A 19143-nucleotide genomic window follows, 5' to 3' on the forward strand; every position below is an offset into this window, starting at 1 on the left:
GCAAGGCGGCGGCCTCTCACCATGTTAGGGTCGGCGGTCGGACAAGAACAGGGTTCGAAGGGAGACTGGGCTGCCTAATCCGGTTATTGCCGTCTGCGTGCCCGTTCGGAACGAACAGGCCGTCCTGCCACGTCTGCTCCGCGCGCTGCTGGCGCAGGAGGCGGCCCCGCCTTTTCACGCCTGTTTCTTTCTCGACAGTTGCACCGACGACAGCGGGGCGGTGATCGAAAACACGCTTGGCGGGTCGCACTTGCCATGGTCCGTTGCGCGCAGCACGGCGGTGCGGCCCAGCAATGCGGGCGCCGCCCGGCGGGATGCGCTGGCGATCGGGCTGGAGCGCGTCGCCGGCGCACCGGGCGCGCTGCTGCTCACCACCGATGCCGACAGCATGCCCGCGCCCGATTGGGTGCGCGCCGCCGCCGCCGCGCTCGGCGCGGTGGAGATCGCCGCGGGATTGATCGTGCGGCCGGGCGATGCGCGCGACGCGCCGCAGGACCGGATCGAGGCCTATTACGACCGGCTCTATCGACTGCGGCGGCGGATCGATCCGGTCGTGTGGGAGCCGGACGAGGGGCATCATTTCACCGGGGGTGCCAATCTCGCCATGCGTGCCGACGGCTATGCCGCGCTTGGCGGATGTGCGCCGCTCCCCTCGGGCGAGGATGCCGCGCTGATCGACGCGGCGGGGCGCGCGGGGATGCGGGTGCGGCGCGCGCGCGCGATGGTGGTGGAGACGTCGTCGCGCCGGATCGGGCGCGCGCCGGGCGGTCTGGCGCATGATCTGCGGCGGGCCGATGATGGCGACGAGACCGTGGTCGCGCATCCCGAAGGCGCGGCGTGGCAATATCGTGCGCACGCCGCCGCGCGCCGGGCGTTCGCCCGACGGGCCTCGGCCGCGACGCGGTCGGGCTTCGGGCGGATGATCGGCCTGTCGGGCGATCACGTGCTGGGCGTCGCGCGCGATTGCCCCAATGCCGAGGCCTTCGCGATGCGGATCGTGCCGGCCTGCCCCGCGGGCGAGCGTCCGGTGCCGTTGGGCGTCGCCGAGCAGGCGCTTGCGGTGCTGGAGCGCGCGCCGATGGAGGAAGCGGCATGAGCCTGGACATGGCGACCGATCTGCGTGCCGCCATCGAGCGGCTGGGCGCATCGGGGATCGGCATGGCGGATCCTTCGAACGGCGACGACCTGCACGCGCTGCTTCGCGCGCTCTACGCGACGGGGCGCCTCGACCTGCCGCTCGGGCGCTTGCTGGAGGGGCATGTCGATGCGGTGCAGATCGTCCATCGCTATGGCGATGCGTCGCAACGTGCCGGGCTTGCGGCAGCGATCGGTGCGGGCGCGATGCTCGGGGTGTGGAATGCCGGGCTGCCGGGCGAGCCGCTGCGCCTCGGTGGCGATCGGCTGTCGGGGGGCAAGGCCTATGCCTCGGGCGCTGGCGTGTTGACCCATGCGCTGGTCACGGCCGACGGCGGCGCGGGTGCGCAGTTGCTGCTCCTGCCACTCGACCGCGTGGTGCCCGCGATCGATCGGACCTGGTGGCGGATGACGGGGATGCAGCGCTCCGAGACTCATCTCGTCCGCTGGCACGATGCCATGATCCAACCCGACGACTGCATCGGCCAGCCTGGCGACTATGCGCGCGAGCCGTGGTTCAGCGGTGGTGCTCTCCGCTTCGTGGCGGTGCAGGCGGGCGGCGTCGCGGCGTTGCTCGACCGCACGCGCGATCATCTCGGCCAGACGGCGCGCGCCGCCGATCCGTTTCAGGCCGCGCGGCTGGCCGAGCTCCACATGCTGGCGGCGCGGGCGGCGGGGGTGGTGCGCGACACCGCGTCGGGATGGTTCGCCACGCCCGATGCGACTCGCCTGCCGGAGGTGGCGGCGGCGCGGCTGGCGGTGCTCGATGCGGCCGAGCGCGCGCTGACGATCGCGCGCGAGGCGGTGGGCCTGAGCGGGATGTTCGTCGCGCACCCGCTGGCGGCGATACTGTCCGATCTCGCGGTGTATCTGCGCCAGCCCGGGCCCGATGCGCAGCGACTACGCGTCGGCGCGGCGGTGGCGGACGGCGCGCTGACGGTCGACCTGTGAGGCTCGGGATCGGCCATCCGCGCGCGGCCTTGGTGGTGGCGCCGCATCCCGATGACGAGGCGATCGGCGCGTTCGGGCTGATCGGCGCGCTGCGGCGGCGCGGCGTGCGCGTCGACGTGCTGGTCGTCTCCGACGGCGCGGCGTCGCATCCGAACAGCCTTCGCTGGCCACGCACGCGCCTCGTCGCGGAACGGCGCCGCGAGACGCGCCGGGCGATGCGCCGGCTGGGGCTGACGACGACGCGGGTGCATTTCCTGGGGCTGCCCGACGGTGCGCTGTCCGCATCGCCGGCCGCCTGCCGGTCCGCCATCCGGCGCGCGGTCGCTCGCCGGCCGCGGCTGGATCTCTTGGTCGGACCGGTCGCGGACGACGCGCATCCCGATCACCGCATGGTGGCGCAGGCGCTGGCGGCGGCCCCCTTTGCCGGGCGGCGGCTCGCCTATCGCGTCTGGCCGCCGACGCGGACGGGAGCGGCGGGCGACCGGCTGCTGCCGCATCCGCATGCCCGGCTGGCGCGCGCCTCGATCATCCGTGGCTATCGGACGCAAATGGGCGCGATCGCCGACGACCCGGCGGGCTTCGCGATAGCGGTCCATGAGTTCGCCGCCTTCGCGCGCCCGGTCGAGCGGTTCGCGGTGGTGCGGGCATGACGGCGATCGGACTCGATGGCTTCGCCGCCAAATTCGCGGCGGACGGGGATCCCTGGGACACGTTCGCGGGTCGCGACGAAGCGACGAAGCGCGCGGCGATCCTGCATGCGCTCGGCCCCGGTCCGATCGGCCGCGTGCTGGAACTGGCGAGCGGGAACGGATCGAACAGCGCCGCGATCGCGCCACGCGCACTGCGGCTCGACGCGACCGAGGGCACCGAGGAGGGCACGCGCCTCACCGCGCGCGCGATCGCGCGCTGGCCCCGTGCGTGCGCCTCGGTGCTGGCGCTGCCTGGGCGGTTTCCGCGCGTCACCTATGACGCGATCGTGGTGGCGGAGTTGCTCTATTATCTGACGCCGCGTGCGATGGCCGCGCTCGCGGCGGATGTCGGGCGCGCGTTGCGGCCGGGCGGCCGCCTCGTCCTGGCGCATCACCGGATCGATTATTATGATTTCGCGCAGCACGCCGCCGGCATCCATGGCCGGTTCCTGGCCGGGATCGGCCGCGAGTTCGCGGTGGGCGAGGGGCGGCGGACGGCGTCGTGGATCGTCGAGGCGGTGCGGATCGGAACGCCTTCGCCCCCGGCGGGTTAGGTTCGCGCGCGCCATTGTCGCCGCAAGGGGGCACGCCGCATGACCAACGCCATCGATCGACGCGCATCGGGCCCGCATGGGGCATCCAATCCCTGGTCGCTCGGCCTCGCGGCGTGGAAGACCGCGTTCGTCGGCGCGTGGAACGACACCGGCAAGGACAATATCGGCCTCATCGCTTCGGGCGTCGCCTTCTACGGTTTCCTCGCGCTCGTGCCGCTGCTCGGCGCCATCGTGCTGATCTATGGGCTAGTCGCCGAACCCGTCACGGTGGTGCACGACGTAAACGCGCTCACCGCCATCATGCCGCACGCCGCGGCCGGGTTGATCGGCGAACAATTGCTGAACGTGGTCCACACTTCGGACGGCAAGAAAGGGCTGGGGCTGTTGCTTGCGCTCGCGCTCGCGCTGTTCGGGGCGCGCAACGGCGCGGGGGCGGTCGTCACCGCGCTCAACATCGCCTATGACGAGACGGAGACGCGCAGCTTCGTGCGCGTGAACCTGCTCGCGCTGGCGATCACTGCGGTGGCGGTGATGATTGCGATCCTCGCGCTGGTCGCGGTCGCGTCGCTCGGGCATCTGCGCGCGCTGGTACCGGGCGCCCCGGCTGTGCTGATCGCGATTGGGAAGGTGATCTCCTATGTGGTGCTCACATTGGCAGCGGCGGCGGGTGCGGCCACGCTCTACCGCTATGGCCCGTCGCGCGCCGAGACGCGCTGGGTGTGGCTGACGCCGGGATCGGCGCTCGCCGCGCTGCTCTGGCTTGGGCTGACGCTCGGTTTCGGCATCTACGTCGCCAATTTTGGCAATTACAACGCGACCTATGGGTCTCTGGGCGCGGTCGTGGTGTTGCTCACCTGGCTGTATCTTTCCAGCTATATCCTGCTGTTCGGCGCCGAACTGAATGCCGAATTCGAAGTGCAGAAGACGCCTGCCCCCGCTCCCGGGATCGTGCCCGAAGCCGCGAAGCCCCGTCACTCCCTGGCGGCGTATTATGCCGCCGGCCGGGTGACGGCACGAGTCGCGGGCTTGCGCGAGGCCGGGATGCTGCAAACCGGCGTGGCGACGATCGGCCTGGCGCTCATCCGCCGCCGCGGCCGCGCGCGTGCGGGGATGGCGCTGCTGGCCTGCGCGGCGGGTGCGGCGTGGCTCACCCGCCAGCGCACGCCGGCGCCGGGCCGGATCCAGGCCGTGCTGTTCGATCTCGACGGCACGCTGGTCGACAGCAACGACTATCATGTCGAGGCTTGGGACGAGGCGTTTCGCGACGCCGATCACCCGATCGACCGCGCGGTGATCCGCGGCCAGATCGGCAAGGGCGGCGACCTGCTCGTCCCCGCGCTCATGCCCCATGCGCCCGAGGCGGTGCAGCAGGCGATCGCCAAGGCGCATGGCGAGATCTTCCACACCCGCTATCTCGATCGGGTCCGTCCGTTTCCGGGGGCATCGGCGCTGGTGCGGCGGGTGCACGATGCCGGGCAGCGCGTGGTGCTGGCCTCCTCCGCCGAGCGCCGCGAGCTGAAACATTATGCCCGGCTGCTGGGCATCGCCGACATCCTCGATGCGCAGACGAGTATCGACGACGTCGCCACGTCGAAGCCCGCGGGCGACATCTTCGCGGCGGCCATCGCCAAATTGGGGTCGATCCCGCCCGCGGTGGTGCTGGCGGTCGGCGATACGCCTTATGACGTGGAGGCCGCGGCCAAGGCCGGCGCGGCGACGGTCGCGGTTCGGTCGGGCGGCTTTTCGGACGATGCGCTGGCCGGTGCGGTGGCGATCTATGACGGTGTCGCAGCGTTGCTGGCCGAGTATGACGCGTCGCCGCTGGCCCGCTGATCGATGGCAGCGTATCGGTGGGTTCACCGCGATCCAACCTCTGCAAGCCCCGGAGTGATGCCATGACCGACAGCGATTTCGCCGCGCTCGATGGATTGGCGCAACTCCGTGCGATGCAGGCATCGGGGCGGCAGCCGCCGATCGGGGAAACGCTTGGCTTCGTACTGGCCGAAGTGGAGCTTGGCCGCGCGGTGTTCGAAGGCGAGCCGGGGCGCAGCGTCTACAACCCGATCGGGTCGGTCCATGGCGGGTATGCCGCGACGCTGCTCGACAGCGCGTGCGGGATCGCGGTGCATTCGCGGCTCGCGGTGGGGCAGGGCTATACGACGCTCGAACTCAAAGTGGCCTATCATCGCGGCTTGAGCGACCGGAGCGGACGCGTCCGGGCCGAGGGCGTCGTCGTCACGATGGGCCGCCGGGTGGCCTTTGCCGAAGCGAAGCTGTTCGATGGCGAGGGGCGGCTGTGCGCCTCGGCCACCTCGACGCTGCTGGTCTTCGAACGGCGCGAATGACTCGATGGCCCTGAAGGCCGAAGCGGCGGGTGCGGGCTAACGGCAATTGGGGGAGAGCGATGCCCGCTCGATCCCCCAACGCAACCGCCGACCGGGTGCCGGTTCGACCGGCGGCTCCGCTCCTGCGCATATCTTTATGCCCGGCGACGTCAACGCGAGCGGCATGCCCGAAGACGGGGCACAAAAAAAGGCCGGTCAGAGACCGGCCGATAAGTTTTTAGGAGAGGATGCCTGAAAGGCACAGTTTTTTTGCACTGCATCACGAACTCTCGCAACTGCAAAGACCGACATCCGCGATTGCAGTTTTTGCAATCAACCGCTTCATGCCCCGACATGGTAACGTTTGGCGCGATCCTCCACATGCGGATCGATTGCGAACGCCTTGGCGCGATCGCTGTCGGCCTGCGCGGCCTTACCCAATTTTTGTTCGACGATGGCACGGGCATAAAGCGACCAGGCGTTGCGCGGCTGCACCGCCAGCGCGGCGTCGTAATCCGCCAGTGCGCGATCCCACTCGCCGCGACGCAGCCGGACGAGCGCACGGCTGTCGAGATACGCCGCCTCGCCGGGATGGAGGCGCAGCGCCGAGTCGCAATCGGCCAGCGCCTTGTCGAGCGCGGTGTTCATCAGCGCGCGCGCCCAGCATCGGCCGTTGAAGGCGGTGGCGCGGCCGTTATCCTCGGGATGGCTCTTCAGCCATGCGTCCCAGCTCGCCAGCCCGGCTTCGGGCACCCCGGCGGCGTCGTACATCGATGCCAGCCCTTTGCGCATGTCCGAAGAGGGCGCGAGCGCGGCGTCGGCCACTTTCAGATCCGCCATGGCGCCATCCTGATCGTGTGCGCCGAGCCGCAGCCGCGCGCGCGCGAGGTGCGCCTCCGCGTCGGTCGGCGCCAGTGCGATCGCCCGGTCGAGATCGGCCGCGCCCAGTAACGGCTGGTGGTTGCCGAGCCGCGCCATCGCGCGCTGGTAGAGATAATGCGGGTCCGCCGGCGCGAGCGCCACGGCCTTGTCGAAATCGGCGATGGCGTTGTCGAAGCGGCCGTTGGTGGCGAGGATCGCGCCGCGCTGGCTGTAGCCCAGAGCCGTGGTCGGCTCGCCGCTATGGTCGGTCAGGTCCAGCCCCTTGCCCTTGTTGTCGACCGCGCCTTTCGGGTTGAGGCCGAACATCGGGCCGCCCTCGTAGGTGATGAACATCCGGTGGTTCTGGTTGTCGACATAGATCCGGTGGGTGAGGAAGAAGTCGATGCCGATCAGCATGTCGGGCCCGTCCAGCGTGTCGTCGGCCACCTCGATCCACGGCTTGGCGATGGCCTCGCCGCCGATGTCGATCGAGGCGAAGCGCATCCGCCAGGAACGGACGCGCTTCTGTCCCAGGCCGTAGGAATAGCCATGGGCGTCGTCGCCCGGCGCCATGCCGAGGCGCTTGGCCGCCGCCAGGGTCAGCATCGATCCCTCGGCGCCGGTATCGAATACGGCGCGGATCGGCTTGCCGTCGATATGGACGGTGCCGATCGTGTGGCGCTGGCCGACGCCCATCGGCTCGAGCTGGACGAGCGTCATCGGTTTGGTGCCCGCCCAATAAGCCATCGCTTCGCCGCGGCAGCCTTGCCCCTTCATCAGCCGGACGAAGCCGTGCGGCAGATCATATTCGACGTCGGCGAGGCCCAGGATGTTCTGGCCGATCAGCCCGGCATAGCCGGTGTCGCTGCCGCCCACCGCGAACTCGATCCGGGGAATGGGGATGTTCGCGATCCGGAACTCCTTGGCGGTGGTCACGCCCAGCGAACTGTCGCCACCGATGCCCTTCAGCCGCGCGCCACCGCCGCCGAGCTCGCGGATGCTCAGGCCGTATTCCAGCGCGTTGGCCTTGGCGATCGTGCTGAAGAACGCGCCGCTGTCGAGGATGAAGCGCGCGTCGCGCCCGTTGATCTGGGTGGTGACGACCGGCCGCCGCCCGGCCATCGTCACCGGAATGTCGACATATTTCGACAGATGACACTGCGCCGCATGCGTCGCGGTGGGTACGAGGCCCAGCGCAGCGGCGGCGAGCACGGCCGTCCTGAATGCGTTTCGTGCCACGCGTGCCATCCGTCGTCCCCCCGAACATCGTTCCCCGGAGGATGATTCCACGGCGCCGGCTCTCCTGCAAGAGCCCTTGGGCGGGGACGGCGACGGCGACGGCGCTGCGCGCCGCTAGCCGACGAAGGCGCGCTCGATCACATATTGGCCGGGATTGGCGTTCGATCCCTCGGTGAAGCCGCGCGCGTCGAGCATCTCGGCGGTTTCGCGGATCATCGCGGTGCTGCCGCAGAGCATCACCCGGTCATGCTCGGGATCGAAGCGGGGTTCGCCCACCACGGGCGGCGCGAAGAGCCGGCCGTCCGCGATCAGCGCCTCGATCCGCCCGTTGGTGCGGAACGGCTCGCGGGTGACGGTGGGCACATAGTGGAACTGCTCCAGCGCCTGTTCGGACACCAGCGGATCGTCCGCCAGTTGCGCGGCGAGCTCGTCATGATAGGCCAGATCGCTCACCCGGCGCACCGAATGGACGATCACCACCTGCGAGAAGCGCGCATAGGCATCGGGATCGCGCGCGAGGCTGAGAAAGGGCGCCAGGCCCGTGCCGGTCGACAGCAGGAACAGCCGCCGCCCGCCGAGCAGCGCGTCGAGCACCAGCGTTCCCGTCGGCTTGCGGCCCATATAGAGCTGGTCGCCGGCCTGCACGCCCTGAAGGCGCGACGTCAGCGGGCCATCGGGCACCTTGATCGACAGGAACTCGATCTCGTCCGACCAGGCGGGGCTGGCGATCGAATAGGCGCGCATCAGCGGCTTGCCGTCGCCTTCGCCCGGCAGGCCGATCATGACGAACTCGCCCGAACGGAAGCGGAAGCTCGCCGGCCGCTCGACGGCGAAGCTGAAGAGATGCTCGTTCCAGTGACGCACCCAGCGCACCTCCACCGTCTGGAACGCCGCCTGTTCCGGGATGCGGGTCGGGGTTCGGCTGGTCATGGTCATGAACGGTCCTCGAAATCCTTGGTCGCAGCGTCGGCGGGCATCGTGTCCGGCATCCTGTCCGGGCGAGCCCTGCCGCCTTCGACCCGCGCCGGCGAGCCGGCGGAGCGCCGATGTCGCGCCATTGGGGTATTGGGGTTTGCGAACCGGCCTCGTTAGTCAGCAGGCCTGCGATGTCAACCGTCGTGGCACCGGCCTCGACAGTGCGGGCCGCGCTCCCCATCTCCGGGCGAACCGGAGGACATCATGACCATCTATCGCAAGACCGACGAAGCCATCGCCGCGTTGACGCCCGAGCAGCGCCGCGTGACCCAGCAGAACGGCACCGAACGCCCCGGCACCGGCGCACTGCTGGGCAACAAGGCGCCCGGCATCTATGTCGACATCGTCTCGGGCGAACCGCTGTTCGCCAGCGCCGACAAATATGAATCGGGCTGCGGCTGGCCGAGCTTCACCAAGCCGATCGAGCCGGCCAACGTGGCCGAACTCACCGATCGCTCGCTGTTCATGACGCGCACCGAGGTGCGCTCGAAACATGGCGACAGCCATCTGGGCCATGTGTTCGACGACGGCCCGCGCGATCGTGGCGGTCTGCGCTACTGCATCAATTCGGCCTCGCTCCGCTTCGTGCCGCGCGACGAGATGGCGGCGCAGGGCTATGGCGATTACGTGGCGCAGGTGGAGGATGTCGGCGCCTGATGCTCAGCTTCGGGCGAAGCGCCGTTCGATGAGGAGCCGGTAGAGCCACCCCGGAATGTGCGACCGGCGTTCCAGCAGCACGAGCCCCAGCGTCCGCGCGCCGATCTCATCCAGTTGCTTCAACAGGCTGCGTATGACGGGACGGCGGGTGCGCTCGGCTTCCACGACGGGCGCGACGAGGTCGACCAGCGTGGCCAGCTCGATGCTCTCATAGCCTTCGGATGTCGGCGGGGCGGTGACGACGACATAGTCGTAATGCGACCGGAGCGCGGCGATCGGATCGGTTTCGCCGGGCATGCCGCGCGCGGCGGCCATCGCGATCACCGTCGTCGCCAGTTCGCCCAGATATTCGATCGCGATCGTGCCGTCGGGCGCGGGGAGGGGAGCGTCGTCGCCGAAGCGGACGAGCACCGCGCGGCCGATCCCCCGTCGTTCGATCGCGCGGCCCAGGCCCAGCGCCGCCTTTTGCAGGCTCATCCGCGAATCGGGGGCGAGCAGCAGGACGGCGCGGCCGCCATGCGTGCCGCCGACGCCGCTAGAATCGATCGCGGCGATCATCCGGCCATATTCGCGCCGCGTCGAAGCGCTGATCCCGCCGCCGTCGTCCGGATCCTCCAGCGGCGCGGACAGCACGGGAACCCCCAGCGCGCGCTCGGTCTCGACCGGCGACAGGAACACCTCCCGCAAGCTGTCGAGCACGAACAGCGTCGCGCCCGCGATCAGCAGCGCGGCGACGATGCTGCCGGCGATCAGTAGCAGCGGCGGGTTGCTGCGCTTGGCGGGCGGCGTCGGCGCCTCGATGATGCGGACGTTGGGGCTGCCCGCATCGGTGGTCTGGTTGAGCTGCACGCGCGCCTGCTCGACCTGGGCCGAGAGCGACTTGAAGCTGTCGGCGAGCACGTCGCGATCGAGCTTCATGGCGGCGAGCTGATCCGCCACCGCGGTCAGCTGCTTCAGCCGCGCGCCCGAGGCGGCGATCTGGGCGTCGAGTTCGGCGCGGCGTGCGGCGGCGCCCTCCACCCCGGCGCGGGCCTGCGCCAGCCGGTCGCGCGTCGAATCGAAGAATTGGTTGCGCCCGGTGCGCCGCGTGGTGACAAGCGTGCCCTGCTGCTGGCGGATCGTCGCCTGCAACGCAGCGATCTGGCGGTCCGCCTGACCCACCTGCGGCGAGGTCTTCATGAAGCGCGAGGCGAGATCGGCGCGCTTGGCCTGCAGCGTCAGCAACTGCGTCTGCATCTCGCCCAGCGCGCGCGCGGCCTCGGTGTTGTCGCTGTAGAGGACGACGTCGCTCGGCACGCCATGCGCTTCGCTGCCGAGCGTGGCGAGGCTCTTGCGGCCATCGGCCAAGGTCGCCTCGGTCTCGAGCCGGTTGCGGTGGAGCAGATCGTCCTGCGCGACCGCGCCGGCCACCTGCGCTGCGATGTCGAGCACGCCGTTCTGCTGCTGGAAGACGGCGATCGCGGCGTTCGCGCGGTCGAGCTGCGCCTTCACCTTGTCGCGCTGCTCCTGGAGGAAAGCGACGCGGCCCGAGGTGAGGACGTTCGCGCGGCTCTCGAAATACTGGCCGATCAGATCGTGGAGCGCGTTCGCCGCGACGGTCGGGTCGTTGGCGGTGAACGTCAGCTCGATGACGTTCGCCTCGTTCGCCTTGGTGACGTGCAGATGCCGTTCGAACGAATCGAGCGCGGCGTTAACCTGCGCCGGCGTGGCGACGGGGCCGAGCTGGCGGCGGACGACGTTGCGGTGGAGTTCGAGGCTGTCGAGGAGCTGCAATTCGACGTTCACCACCGCGGCGGGGTCGAGCACCTGGCCCGGCTGCGGCGCGGCGCCTGCGTCCGTCACGTTGTAGATCCCAGCGCTCAGCGGCAGCAGCCGCGCCTCCGCGCTATAGGTCGGCGGCATCAGCAGGGCGGCGAGGACGCCGATCGCGACGATCGTGCCGGCCACGATCGCAGCGGCGCGCCGGTAATAGAACAGGCCGTTCAGCAGGTCGCGCAACGCGAACGGGCCCGTCGCGATCGTGCCGTCATGTGCCGCCGTTCGGGCGGTGAAATCGAGCATCGCGGTTGCACCGTCCCCATGTCCGCGCACCGATCGTGGCGTGGCGCCGCTTATCCGCCGATGCTCTTACCGTTCCATTAAGGCTTGGGAGTTAGGCGCAGATCATCGAACCACGGACAGGAACCCGCGATGCCGAACGGCGCGACGACAGCGATGATGGCGAAGATGCGGATCGCCGGTGCCGCCGCGCTGCTGGCCTGCGCCGGGTCAGCGGGCGCGCAGGCCGGCGACGCGTATCGCATCGGCCCGGGCGACGAGGTGTCCGTCACCTTTCCCTATAATCCCGAACTCGATCATGCCGGGCCGGTGGGGCCGGACGGCCGGTTCGCGATCCCGATCGTCGGCAACGTGGCGCTGGGCGGCCGGACGATCGACGAGACCGCGGCGCTGATCTCCGCGACGCTGCGCCGCGAGGGCGTGGTTGAGGATGCGCGGCCGACCGTCGCGATCCGCCAATATGGCGCGGTGGTCTATGTCGGCGGCGAGGTGAAGACGCCGGGTGCGGTGAAGCTCAATGGCTCGCTCGATCCGCTGCAGGCGGTCATCAGCGCGGGCGGTGCGCTCGAGACCGCCAAGTCGAAGCGGATCGTCGTCATCCATCGCAACTCCGACGGCACGATCGTCCAATCCTATGCCGATCTGCGCGCCTATGCGCATGGCGGCGTAGGGACCGGGATCGCGCTTCGGCCGCAGGACATCGTGTTCGTGCCGCGCTCCTCGATCGCCGAGGCCGATCTGTGGATCGACCAGCATATCAACAAGCTGCTGCCGTTCAGCCGCAGCCTCAACTACAGCCTCGGCACCAACGCGGTCATCGGGCGCTAGGTGGCAACGCGGATCGCGTCCGGTCCGCTGCGACCCGCCGCCGCGGCGCCTGACCTCGCGTCCGTGCCGGTGCGCCGCGCGTGGCAGGCGCTACGCGAGTTGCGCTGGATGCGGGTGCTGGTGTTCACGCTGCTGCTGCCGCTGTTCGGGCAGAGCTTCCATTATGTGAAGACGGTGCCGGCGCTGTGGGCGATGTCCAAGGCGTTTCCGATCATCTCGCTGCCGCTCGCGCTGTTCCTGTTCGCCGGCGCGCGCCCGGTGGGCGCGCGGCAGATGCTGCTGAGCTTCCTGTGGCTGGCGCTGGTGCCGACGTTCATCGCGCTCGGCACGTTTCAGCAGACCTTCTTCGTCGCGCTCACCTCGCAGGTGAAGCTGCTGCCTCTGCTCTATTTCTTCTCGTTCCTGGGGCTGCTGCGCTGGCTGCGGCCGACGATGCGCGAACTCGCCGCCGGCTTCCTGGTCTGCGCGGTCGTCAGCTTCGTCCTGTTGCTGGTGATCTGGGCGCTCGCGCCGCAATCGGCCTATGCCGCGCATTACGTGGCGGGCGACGCGCCGCTGCTCGGCGCCGACAATCGCGGCAACCGGATCCGCCTGCCGATGTTCTTCGGGATCGTCGGGCTGCTCTACGCCTATCGCCGCTTCCTCGCGCACTGGCGGCCGGGCTGGCTGGCGGCCTGGGGCGCGGGGTTCGGCCTGATCTTCGCGCTGGTGCGGATGCGGTCGATCATCTTCGGGCTGATGCTGATGGCGACGATCAACATCTTCCTGGCGGCGAGCCCGCGGATGAAGATCATCCTGGTCGGCTTGCTGCCGTTTGCCGTCGCCGCGGTGTTTTCGGTGCCGTTCATGGCGTCGATCTTCAGCACCGACAAGGCATTCGCCTTCGACGTGCGCTGGATATCCACCGTCAAGGCGATCGCGTTCCTCGGCACCGATCCGCTCCGCTGGATCTTCGGCGTGGGCTCGATCAGCCCGGTCGATCCGGCGGGCATGATGACCTATTTCAACCATTTCTTCTTCCTGGCCGACATCACCTGGATGGGGATCCTGTTCGAATTCGGGCTGGTGGGGGCGCTTCTGATCCTCGCGATCCCGGTGCGCGGGATCCTGATCTTCGCGGTGCTGCGACGGATGCGCGACGACCCCTTCGTCGCCGCGCTGCAGGATTATCTGGTCTATGCGATCCTGATCTCGGAGATGTTTCCCATGACGATGGCGCCGGGCGAACTCGCGCTGATCCTGGCGGTCGGTGCCCACCGGCTGGCCGATCTGCGGCAAGAGGCCACCGCATCGCGGGCAGTCCGGTGGTGAGGCACGCGCTTCTTCTCGGCATCGCCGTCGTGGGTGCGGGCGCGCTGTCGCTGGCAGCGCTGGCGGGTTCGCCCGCGCCTGGCGACGGGGTCGTCCGGATCGCGATCGACGCCGGCGCGGACCGTCACCCGATCAGCCCGCTGATCTATGGCGCGAGCTTCGCCGGCCCGGTGGCGGCGCGCGACCTGCGCCTCGCGCTCGACCGATCGGGCGGCAACAGCGCCTCGCTCTACGATCCGCGCACCGAGGCGCGCGGCGCCGGGCGCGACTGGTATTTCGAAAGCATGCCGATCGGCGCCGACGAACCCGCCCAATATGGTGCGCGCTTCGTCGAGTCCGCGCGGGCAGGCGGCGCCGCGCCGATGGTCAGCGTGCCGATGATCGGCTGGGCCGCGGCGCTCGCGCCCCGCGGCGGCAAGCAGGCGGCGTTCGCGGTCTCGCGTTACGGCGCGCAGGCGGACCATGACGCGGCGGGCTTGCCCGATGCGGGCAATGGCGTGCGCGCGGACGGAACGCCCGTCGCCGGCAACGATCCGCGCGACGCCGCACGCCCGGCCGGGATCGACGAACGGCGCGAATGGGTGCGCGGCCTCGTCGCCCGCTTCGGCCCCGCCTCGCGGGGCGGCATTCCCTTCTACCTGATGGATAACGAGCCGACGCGCTGGCATGACATCCACCGCGACGTTCATCCCGTGGGGCTGCACGCCAGCGAGCAGGCGCGACTGACGATCGACTATGCGCGGATGGTGAAGGCGATAGACCCGTCCGCGAAGACGGTGGCACCCGAGGCCTGGGGCTGGGGCGGCTATCGCTACAGCGGCTTCGACCAGCAGGCGGGCGACGCGCATGGCTATGCGAACCTGCCCGACCGGACGCGCGAAACCGGCGGCATGGACCTGATCCCGTGGCTGCTGATGCAGTGGAAGCGCGCCGGCCACCCGGTCGACGTGGTCAGCGTGCATGTCTATCCGCAGGGCGGCGAGTTTCGCGGTGGTGGCGACGACGATGTGTCGCCCGCGATGCAGGCGCGGCGCAACCGCTCGACCCGGTCGCTCTGGGACCCCGATTATATCGACGAAAGCTGGATCAAGGATCGCGTCGCGCTGATCCCGCGGCTGCGCGGATGGGTGACGCGCTATTATGATCCGGGCACGCCGATCGCGATTACCGAATACGACTGGGGGGCGCCGAACCACATGAACGGCGCGACGGCGGAAGCCGATATCCTGGGTATCTTCGGGCGCGAGGGGCTCGATATGGCGGCGCGCTGGATGACGCCGCCGCCGGGCAGTCCCGTCTATCTGGCGATGAAGCTCTTCCGCAATCCGGACGGACGCGGCGGCGGCTTCGGTGACACGAGCGTCGCGGCGCGGGTGCCCGATCCCGACACCGTCTCCGCCTTCGCCGCGTTGCGCGGCCGGGTGCTGACGGTGATCGCGATCAACAAGCGCGCGGATGCGGCGGCGCCGGTGACGCTGGCGCTGACCCATCTGGGCGCGTCCGGCACGCTGTCGGGGACGCGGCTCGCCGCCGGGCGGCTCGCTCCGCTCGCACCGGCCCGTTATGCCGGCGGCCATGCCGATGCGGTCCTGCCGCCGCAGAGCGTCACGCTGTTCGCGTTGAACCCCGATGCGCGCTGATCGTCTGGGCCGGCTGCGCCGCCAATATGGCGGATCGCTCGTCACCACCGGCACGCGGCTGATCGACGTGCCGTGCCGATACGGCATGCACCTGATGATCGCGTTGCGCCTGCCGCTGGCGCAGGTCGGGGCCTTCTACATCGTCTTCGGCACGATGCTGCTGCTGTCGGGACTGGGGCGGCTGGGCATCGACCGCGCGCTCACCCGCGAGATGGCACGCGTGCTGGCGGGCGGCGATGCCGCCTCCGCCCGCGCGTCGATGATCCGTGCGTTCGCGGTGGTGCTGGCGCTGTCGCTGGGGCTGACCGCGATCGCCGCCGCCGCCGCTTGGCCGCTGGCGATGTGGGTGATGCACAAGCCCGACATGGTTCCGCTGTTCCTGATCGGCGCGCTGCTGATCGTGCCGCAGAACATGGGCAATGCGATCGCCGGCGCGCTGGCGGGGCTGCACCGCGTCACGCAGAGCCAGATCGTCTATACCTGGCTGTGGCCCGGCCTGTTCTGCGTCACCGCCTTCCTGCTGCCGCTGAGCGCGGCGCACGCGCTGGCGGCGGTGGCGGTCGCGATGACGCTGGCGACGCTGATCGGCGGCATCATGCTCGTCCGCGATCTGCCACGGCGCAACGGCGTGGCCGGGCAGGCCGAGCCCGCGCCGACGCCGCTGCTCGCCACCGGCCTGTCGCTGTTCAGCCTTGAGCTGGTGCAGCTCGCGATCAGCGCGGCGCCGCCCTTCGTGCTCGGCGCGCTGTCGTCGGCCGAGCAGGTGGGCCTGTATGCGATCGCGTGGCGCGTGGTGCTCGTGATCTACATGTTCGTCAGCGGCGTGGCCTCGATGGTGTCGCCGCGTTTCGCCCGCCTCTATGTGCTGGAGGATCGCGCCGGGCTGGTGCGCGAGGCGGGCCGTGCGATCGGCTTTGCGCTGACGCTGGCGATCGTGCCCATCCTGCTCGTCACGCTGGAGCCCGCGCGCATCCTCATGCTGTTCGGCAGCCAGTTCGAGCCGGCCGCGCCCGCCTTGCGCATCCTGCTGGTGGGGCAGCTCGCCGCGACGCTGACGACCACCACGCCCGAACTGCTCGGCATGACCGGCTATGCGCGATCGCTGTTGCGGATCAACGCGCTGGCGCTCTTCACGTTGATCGCGGGGCTGGTCTGCTTCGCACGGCCGCTGGGAGCGAACGGCGCCGCGCTGGCGACCGCGGCGACGATGGTGGTGAACGCGATCGGCGTGACCCTGGTGTGCCGCCGCGAGCTGGGCTTCGTGCCGCTCGGCGCGCTCTACGGTGCGTGGCGCCGCCCGAGCCGCGTCGCGCACCAATAGGCCGCCTCCGCGACGCCGGTGTCGAGCGGCGTCCAGCCGACCCCCAGCGCGCGCGTGGCGCGGGCGGAATCGAGCGTCGCGTCGCGCCGCCAGAACCGCACCAGCGAGGGCGGGATGGGCGGCGGCGCGCGGCGGGTGAGCGACTCGGCGAGCTTCAGCGGCACCGCGAGCGCTCTGGCCTCCACATCGAGCCGCCACGCCGGGATGCGGCGGATCGGCACCGTGCCGAGCGCGTGCGCGAAGGCGCGGAAATAGCCGTTCCAGCGCGGCGCGTCGGGCATCGCCAGGTTGAACGGCCCGCGCTGCTCGGCGTCCGCCAGCGCCGCGAGGATCGCGGCCACCACGTCGTCGACATGGACGATGTTGCTGCAGCCGTCGCCACCCGCGCCCAGATCGCCGATCCGCCCCTCGGCGAGCAGCCGCGCGATGCGCAGCGACCATTGCGTGCTGCCCGCGCCATAGATGCAGCCGGGGCGCAGCAGGACGGTGTCGGGTATGCCGCGCGCCAGCCGTTCCGCCGCGATCTTGGCCGCGGCATAGCCGTCCGATCGGCCGCAAAGCGGGGTGTCTTCGTCGATCCGGCCGGTCGCCGCGCCATAGACCGCCATCGAACTGAGATGCACGATCCGGCGATCGCGCGCCGCGGCGAACAGCGCGGCGGCGTTGCGGACGATCGTGCGGCGGTCGCCGGTGACGCAGTTCACCACCGCATCGATCCCCGGCAGCACGCCCGCGATCGCGGCTTCGTCGGTGGCGTCGAGCACGCGGCGGGTGGCGGATCCGTCGCGGCGCACGCCCGCGATCGGCGTCGCCCAGTCCGCCAGCGCCAGCGCGGCGACGACTCGGCGCCCGACGAACCCGTCCGCGCCCAGCACCAGCACCTGCATCACGCCGCCGCCAGCCGATCCGCCAGCCGCAGCGCCAGCGCGACCGCGGTGAGCGTCGGGTTGGCCTGGCTCGAGGTGGGGAAGACCGCCGCGCCGGCGAGGTGGAGATTGGCGATCCCGTGGACCCGGCCGTCGCCGTCCACCATGCTCGTGCGCGGATCGGTGCCCATCCGTGCGGTGCCGATATGGTGGCCGGGATAGGCGCCGTACCGCATCACCTCCGCCGCGACGCTATCGGGATCATAGGTGAAGCGCCCGCAGCTCGAGCGTTCGAGATCCTCGGCGAGCAGTGCGAGCGCCACGCGCACGGTCTCGATATCGCCCGGCGCATGGCGCCAGTCGGCGACGAGCCGCGGCATGCCCCATGCGTCGCGATCGGTGCCCAGATACACCCGGCTGTCGCGGTTCGGCTGTTGTTCGGCATGGAAGTCGAGGCTGTAGCGCCCGTTGCGCGGCACCACCACGACGGACGGATATTTGCGAGTCGCGAACCGGCGGCCGACGAGCATGGTGGTCGCGAAGCGCGCCACCGCCAGCGGCTGGCGAGCGACGTTGAGCGCGTGGTGCAGCAGCCGGCCGAGGCCTGCGTCCCCGTCATCGTCCGCCAGCCGCGCGCGGTAGCGGCGGGGCACGAGTGCCTTCCCAAGCATCAGCGCCGACAGCGGCCCGGTGCCGTGCGACGGATCGGCGATGCGCGGATGGTGGAGGCGCGCGACGAAATTGCCGATCCGGTGCGCGCGCTGCGCATCCTCGGCGAGCGCAAGGCGGCGGCGGCAATAGGTGCCGTCCTCGGCCACGTCATAGCCGTGCCAGACCGCATCGCGGCCGCCCGCGGGCACGAAGCTGCCGATCGTGCCCGCCAGATGGCTCATATAATAGCGGCCGAGCACGTCATGATGGTTGCCGATTCCGTTCGGGTGAACGGTGCGGCTGGCGAGCAGCAGCCGCGCGGTCTCCAGTCCGCCGGCGCAGAGCACGAACTGCCGTGCCGATACGGCGATCGGCGTGCCGTCGCGGCGGCGCAGGTCGAGCGCTTCCACCCAAGTGCCGTCCGGATCGAGCCGGATATCGGCGACCGCGGCATCCAGCAGCAGGCGGATGCGCGGCGAGGCGGCGAGTCGGTCGCGGTAGCGCGTGCCGAAATCGGTCGGGCAACTGAAGCGTTCGAGCCGGTCGGTCGAGAAATGCGTGCCGCGAAAGCCTGCGATCATCGGCCGTGCGCCAGGGCGCAGCGCGGTGTCGGCGCGATAATCGAACGCGCCCGCCTCGCACAGCGCGTTGGCTTTCGGGTAATAGGGCGCCAGCGCCTCGGGCCCGATCGGCCAACCGCTTTCGGGAATCCAGTTGCGCGGTTCGAAATCGATCGGGTCGAGCGGCATGCAGCGCCCGCCCCAGATCGTGGTGCTGCCGCCAAGCCGGCGTTCGCGATATTCGTCGAGCGGCGGGTGAAGCGCGGGATCGGTCACGGTGCCGCGATAGGCGTCCTGCACCGCGGCGTCGTGCCGCGTGCCGCCCGCCTCCACCAGCAGCACGTCGCGGCCCGCATCGCCGAGCGCGAGCGCGAGCGCGATGCCCGCCGCGCCCGCGCCCACGATGCAGATGTCGGCGGACAGGGCCTCGGGGCCGGTTAGGTCTTGCGCGCTCAGGATCACGCGCCGGGCATAGCGGCCAAGCGCTTCACGTCGGTTAACGCACGCGCAGTTTCGCGGTGAGG

16 protein-coding genes are annotated in these 19143 nt (G+C 70.4%); 11 read left to right on the forward strand and 5 right to left on the reverse strand.

The window, feature by feature from the left end; genetic code table 11:
- Nucleotides 1-85: 85 nt before the first annotated feature.
- The 6 genes from OXQ95_RS09710 (at nt 86) to OXQ95_RS09735 (ending at nt 5673) form a co-directional block, all read left to right on the forward strand.
- Nucleotides 86-1096 carry a glycosyltransferase gene (locus OXQ95_RS09710; RefSeq protein WP_267381388.1) on the forward strand — a complete coding sequence of 337 codons (1011 nt, stop codon included), beginning with the start codon at nt 86-88 and terminating at the stop codon, nt 1094-1096.
- The gene (locus OXQ95_RS09715) at nt 1093-2085 is read left to right on the forward strand and encodes an acyl-CoA dehydrogenase (protein WP_267381355.1); all 993 of its coding nucleotides are present in this window, start codon (nt 1093-1095) and stop codon (nt 2083-2085) included. Before OXQ95_RS09710 ends, OXQ95_RS09715 begins: the two co-directional genes overlap by 4 nt.
- On the forward strand, nt 2082-2735 hold the full coding sequence (locus OXQ95_RS09720; protein ID WP_267381356.1) for a PIG-L family deacetylase: 654 nt from the start codon (nt 2082-2084) through the stop codon (nt 2733-2735). Before OXQ95_RS09715 ends, OXQ95_RS09720 begins: the two co-directional genes overlap by 4 nt.
- Nucleotides 2732-3328 (forward strand): class I SAM-dependent methyltransferase, encoded by a 597-nt coding sequence (locus OXQ95_RS09725; protein WP_267381357.1) that lies wholly within the window; start codon nt 2732-2734, stop codon nt 3326-3328. Before OXQ95_RS09720 ends, OXQ95_RS09725 begins: the two co-directional genes overlap by 4 nt.
- Before the next feature lie 39 nt (nt 3329-3367).
- Entirely contained in the window at nt 3368-5161 is a 1794-nt protein-coding gene (locus tag OXQ95_RS09730; RefSeq protein ID WP_267381358.1) for a YhjD/YihY/BrkB family envelope integrity protein, read from the forward strand.
- 62 nt (nt 5162-5223) lie between these two features.
- Nucleotides 5224-5673 (forward strand): PaaI family thioesterase, encoded by a 450-nt coding sequence (locus tag OXQ95_RS09735; RefSeq protein ID WP_267381359.1) that lies wholly within the window; start codon nt 5224-5226, stop codon nt 5671-5673.
- Nucleotides 5674-5994: 321 nt separating this feature from the next.
- Here the strand turns inward: OXQ95_RS09735 and OXQ95_RS09740 are convergent, their stop codons facing one another.
- Together OXQ95_RS09740 and OXQ95_RS09745 are read right to left on the reverse strand one after the other, a co-directional pair.
- The gene (locus OXQ95_RS09740) at nt 5995-7752 is read right to left on the reverse strand and encodes an aspartyl protease family protein (RefSeq protein WP_267381360.1); all 1758 of its coding nucleotides are present in this window, start codon (nt 7750-7752) and stop codon (nt 5995-5997) included.
- A gap of 114 nt (nt 7753-7866) precedes the next feature.
- Nucleotides 7867-8688, reverse strand: coding sequence for a ferredoxin--NADP reductase (locus tag OXQ95_RS09745; RefSeq protein ID WP_267381361.1), 822 nt, complete (start codon nt 8686-8688; stop codon nt 7867-7869).
- A 243-nt stretch (nt 8689-8931) separates the two neighbouring features.
- On the opposite strand from OXQ95_RS09745, the gene msrB reads away from it, so the two are divergent.
- The gene (msrB, locus tag OXQ95_RS09750) at nt 8932-9384 is read left to right on the forward strand and encodes a peptide-methionine (R)-S-oxide reductase MsrB (protein ID WP_242098343.1); all 453 of its coding nucleotides are present in this window, start codon (nt 8932-8934) and stop codon (nt 9382-9384) included.
- A gap of 3 nt (nt 9385-9387) precedes the next feature.
- On the opposite strand, the gene OXQ95_RS09755 is transcribed toward msrB, so the two are convergent.
- Complete coding sequence (locus OXQ95_RS09755; RefSeq protein ID WP_267381362.1) at nt 9388-11445, reverse strand: hypothetical protein; 2058 nt, start codon at nt 11443-11445, stop codon at nt 9388-9390.
- Nucleotides 11446-11574: 129 nt separating this feature from the next.
- Between OXQ95_RS09755 and OXQ95_RS09760 the strand changes: the two genes are divergently transcribed.
- From OXQ95_RS09760 to OXQ95_RS09775, 4 genes are read left to right on the forward strand one after another with little or no spacing between them, the layout of a single operon-like run.
- A complete protein-coding gene (locus tag OXQ95_RS09760; protein ID WP_267381363.1) occupies nt 11575-12270 on the forward strand; it encodes a polysaccharide biosynthesis/export family protein in 696 nt (231 codons plus the stop codon).
- The gene (locus OXQ95_RS09765; protein ID WP_267381364.1) at nt 12271-13581 is read left to right on the forward strand and encodes a hypothetical protein; all 1311 of its coding nucleotides are present in this window, start codon (nt 12271-12273) and stop codon (nt 13579-13581) included.
- On the forward strand, nt 13578-15221 hold the full coding sequence (locus tag OXQ95_RS09770) for a glycoside hydrolase family 44 protein (protein ID WP_267381365.1): 1644 nt from the start codon (nt 13578-13580) through the stop codon (nt 15219-15221). The genes OXQ95_RS09765 and OXQ95_RS09770 overlap by 4 nt, the downstream gene beginning before the upstream one ends.
- Nucleotides 15211-16542 carry an oligosaccharide flippase family protein gene (locus OXQ95_RS09775; protein WP_242098348.1) on the forward strand — a complete coding sequence of 444 codons (1332 nt, stop codon included), beginning with the start codon at nt 15211-15213 and terminating at the stop codon, nt 16540-16542. Before OXQ95_RS09770 ends, OXQ95_RS09775 begins: the two co-directional genes overlap by 11 nt.
- Here the strand turns inward: OXQ95_RS09775 and OXQ95_RS09780 are convergent.
- Nucleotides 16500-17429: an NAD-dependent epimerase/dehydratase family protein gene (locus OXQ95_RS09780; RefSeq protein WP_267381389.1), complete on the reverse strand. Its 930-nt coding sequence runs from the start codon at nt 17427-17429 to the stop codon at nt 16500-16502. The two genes, OXQ95_RS09775 and OXQ95_RS09780, sit on opposite strands and share 43 nt — an antisense overlap.
- Nucleotides 17429-19081, reverse strand: a complete 1653-nt coding sequence (locus tag OXQ95_RS09785; protein WP_267381366.1) for a GMC family oxidoreductase — start codon at nt 19079-19081, stop codon at nt 17429-17431. The genes OXQ95_RS09780 and OXQ95_RS09785 overlap by 1 nt, the downstream gene beginning before the upstream one ends.
- Nucleotides 19082-19143: the final 62 nt, after the last annotated feature.

This window comes from Sphingomonas sp. GC_Shp_6 (genome assembly GCF_026540835.1).
Lineage (GTDB): Bacteria > Pseudomonadota > Alphaproteobacteria > Sphingomonadales > Sphingomonadaceae > Sphingomonas.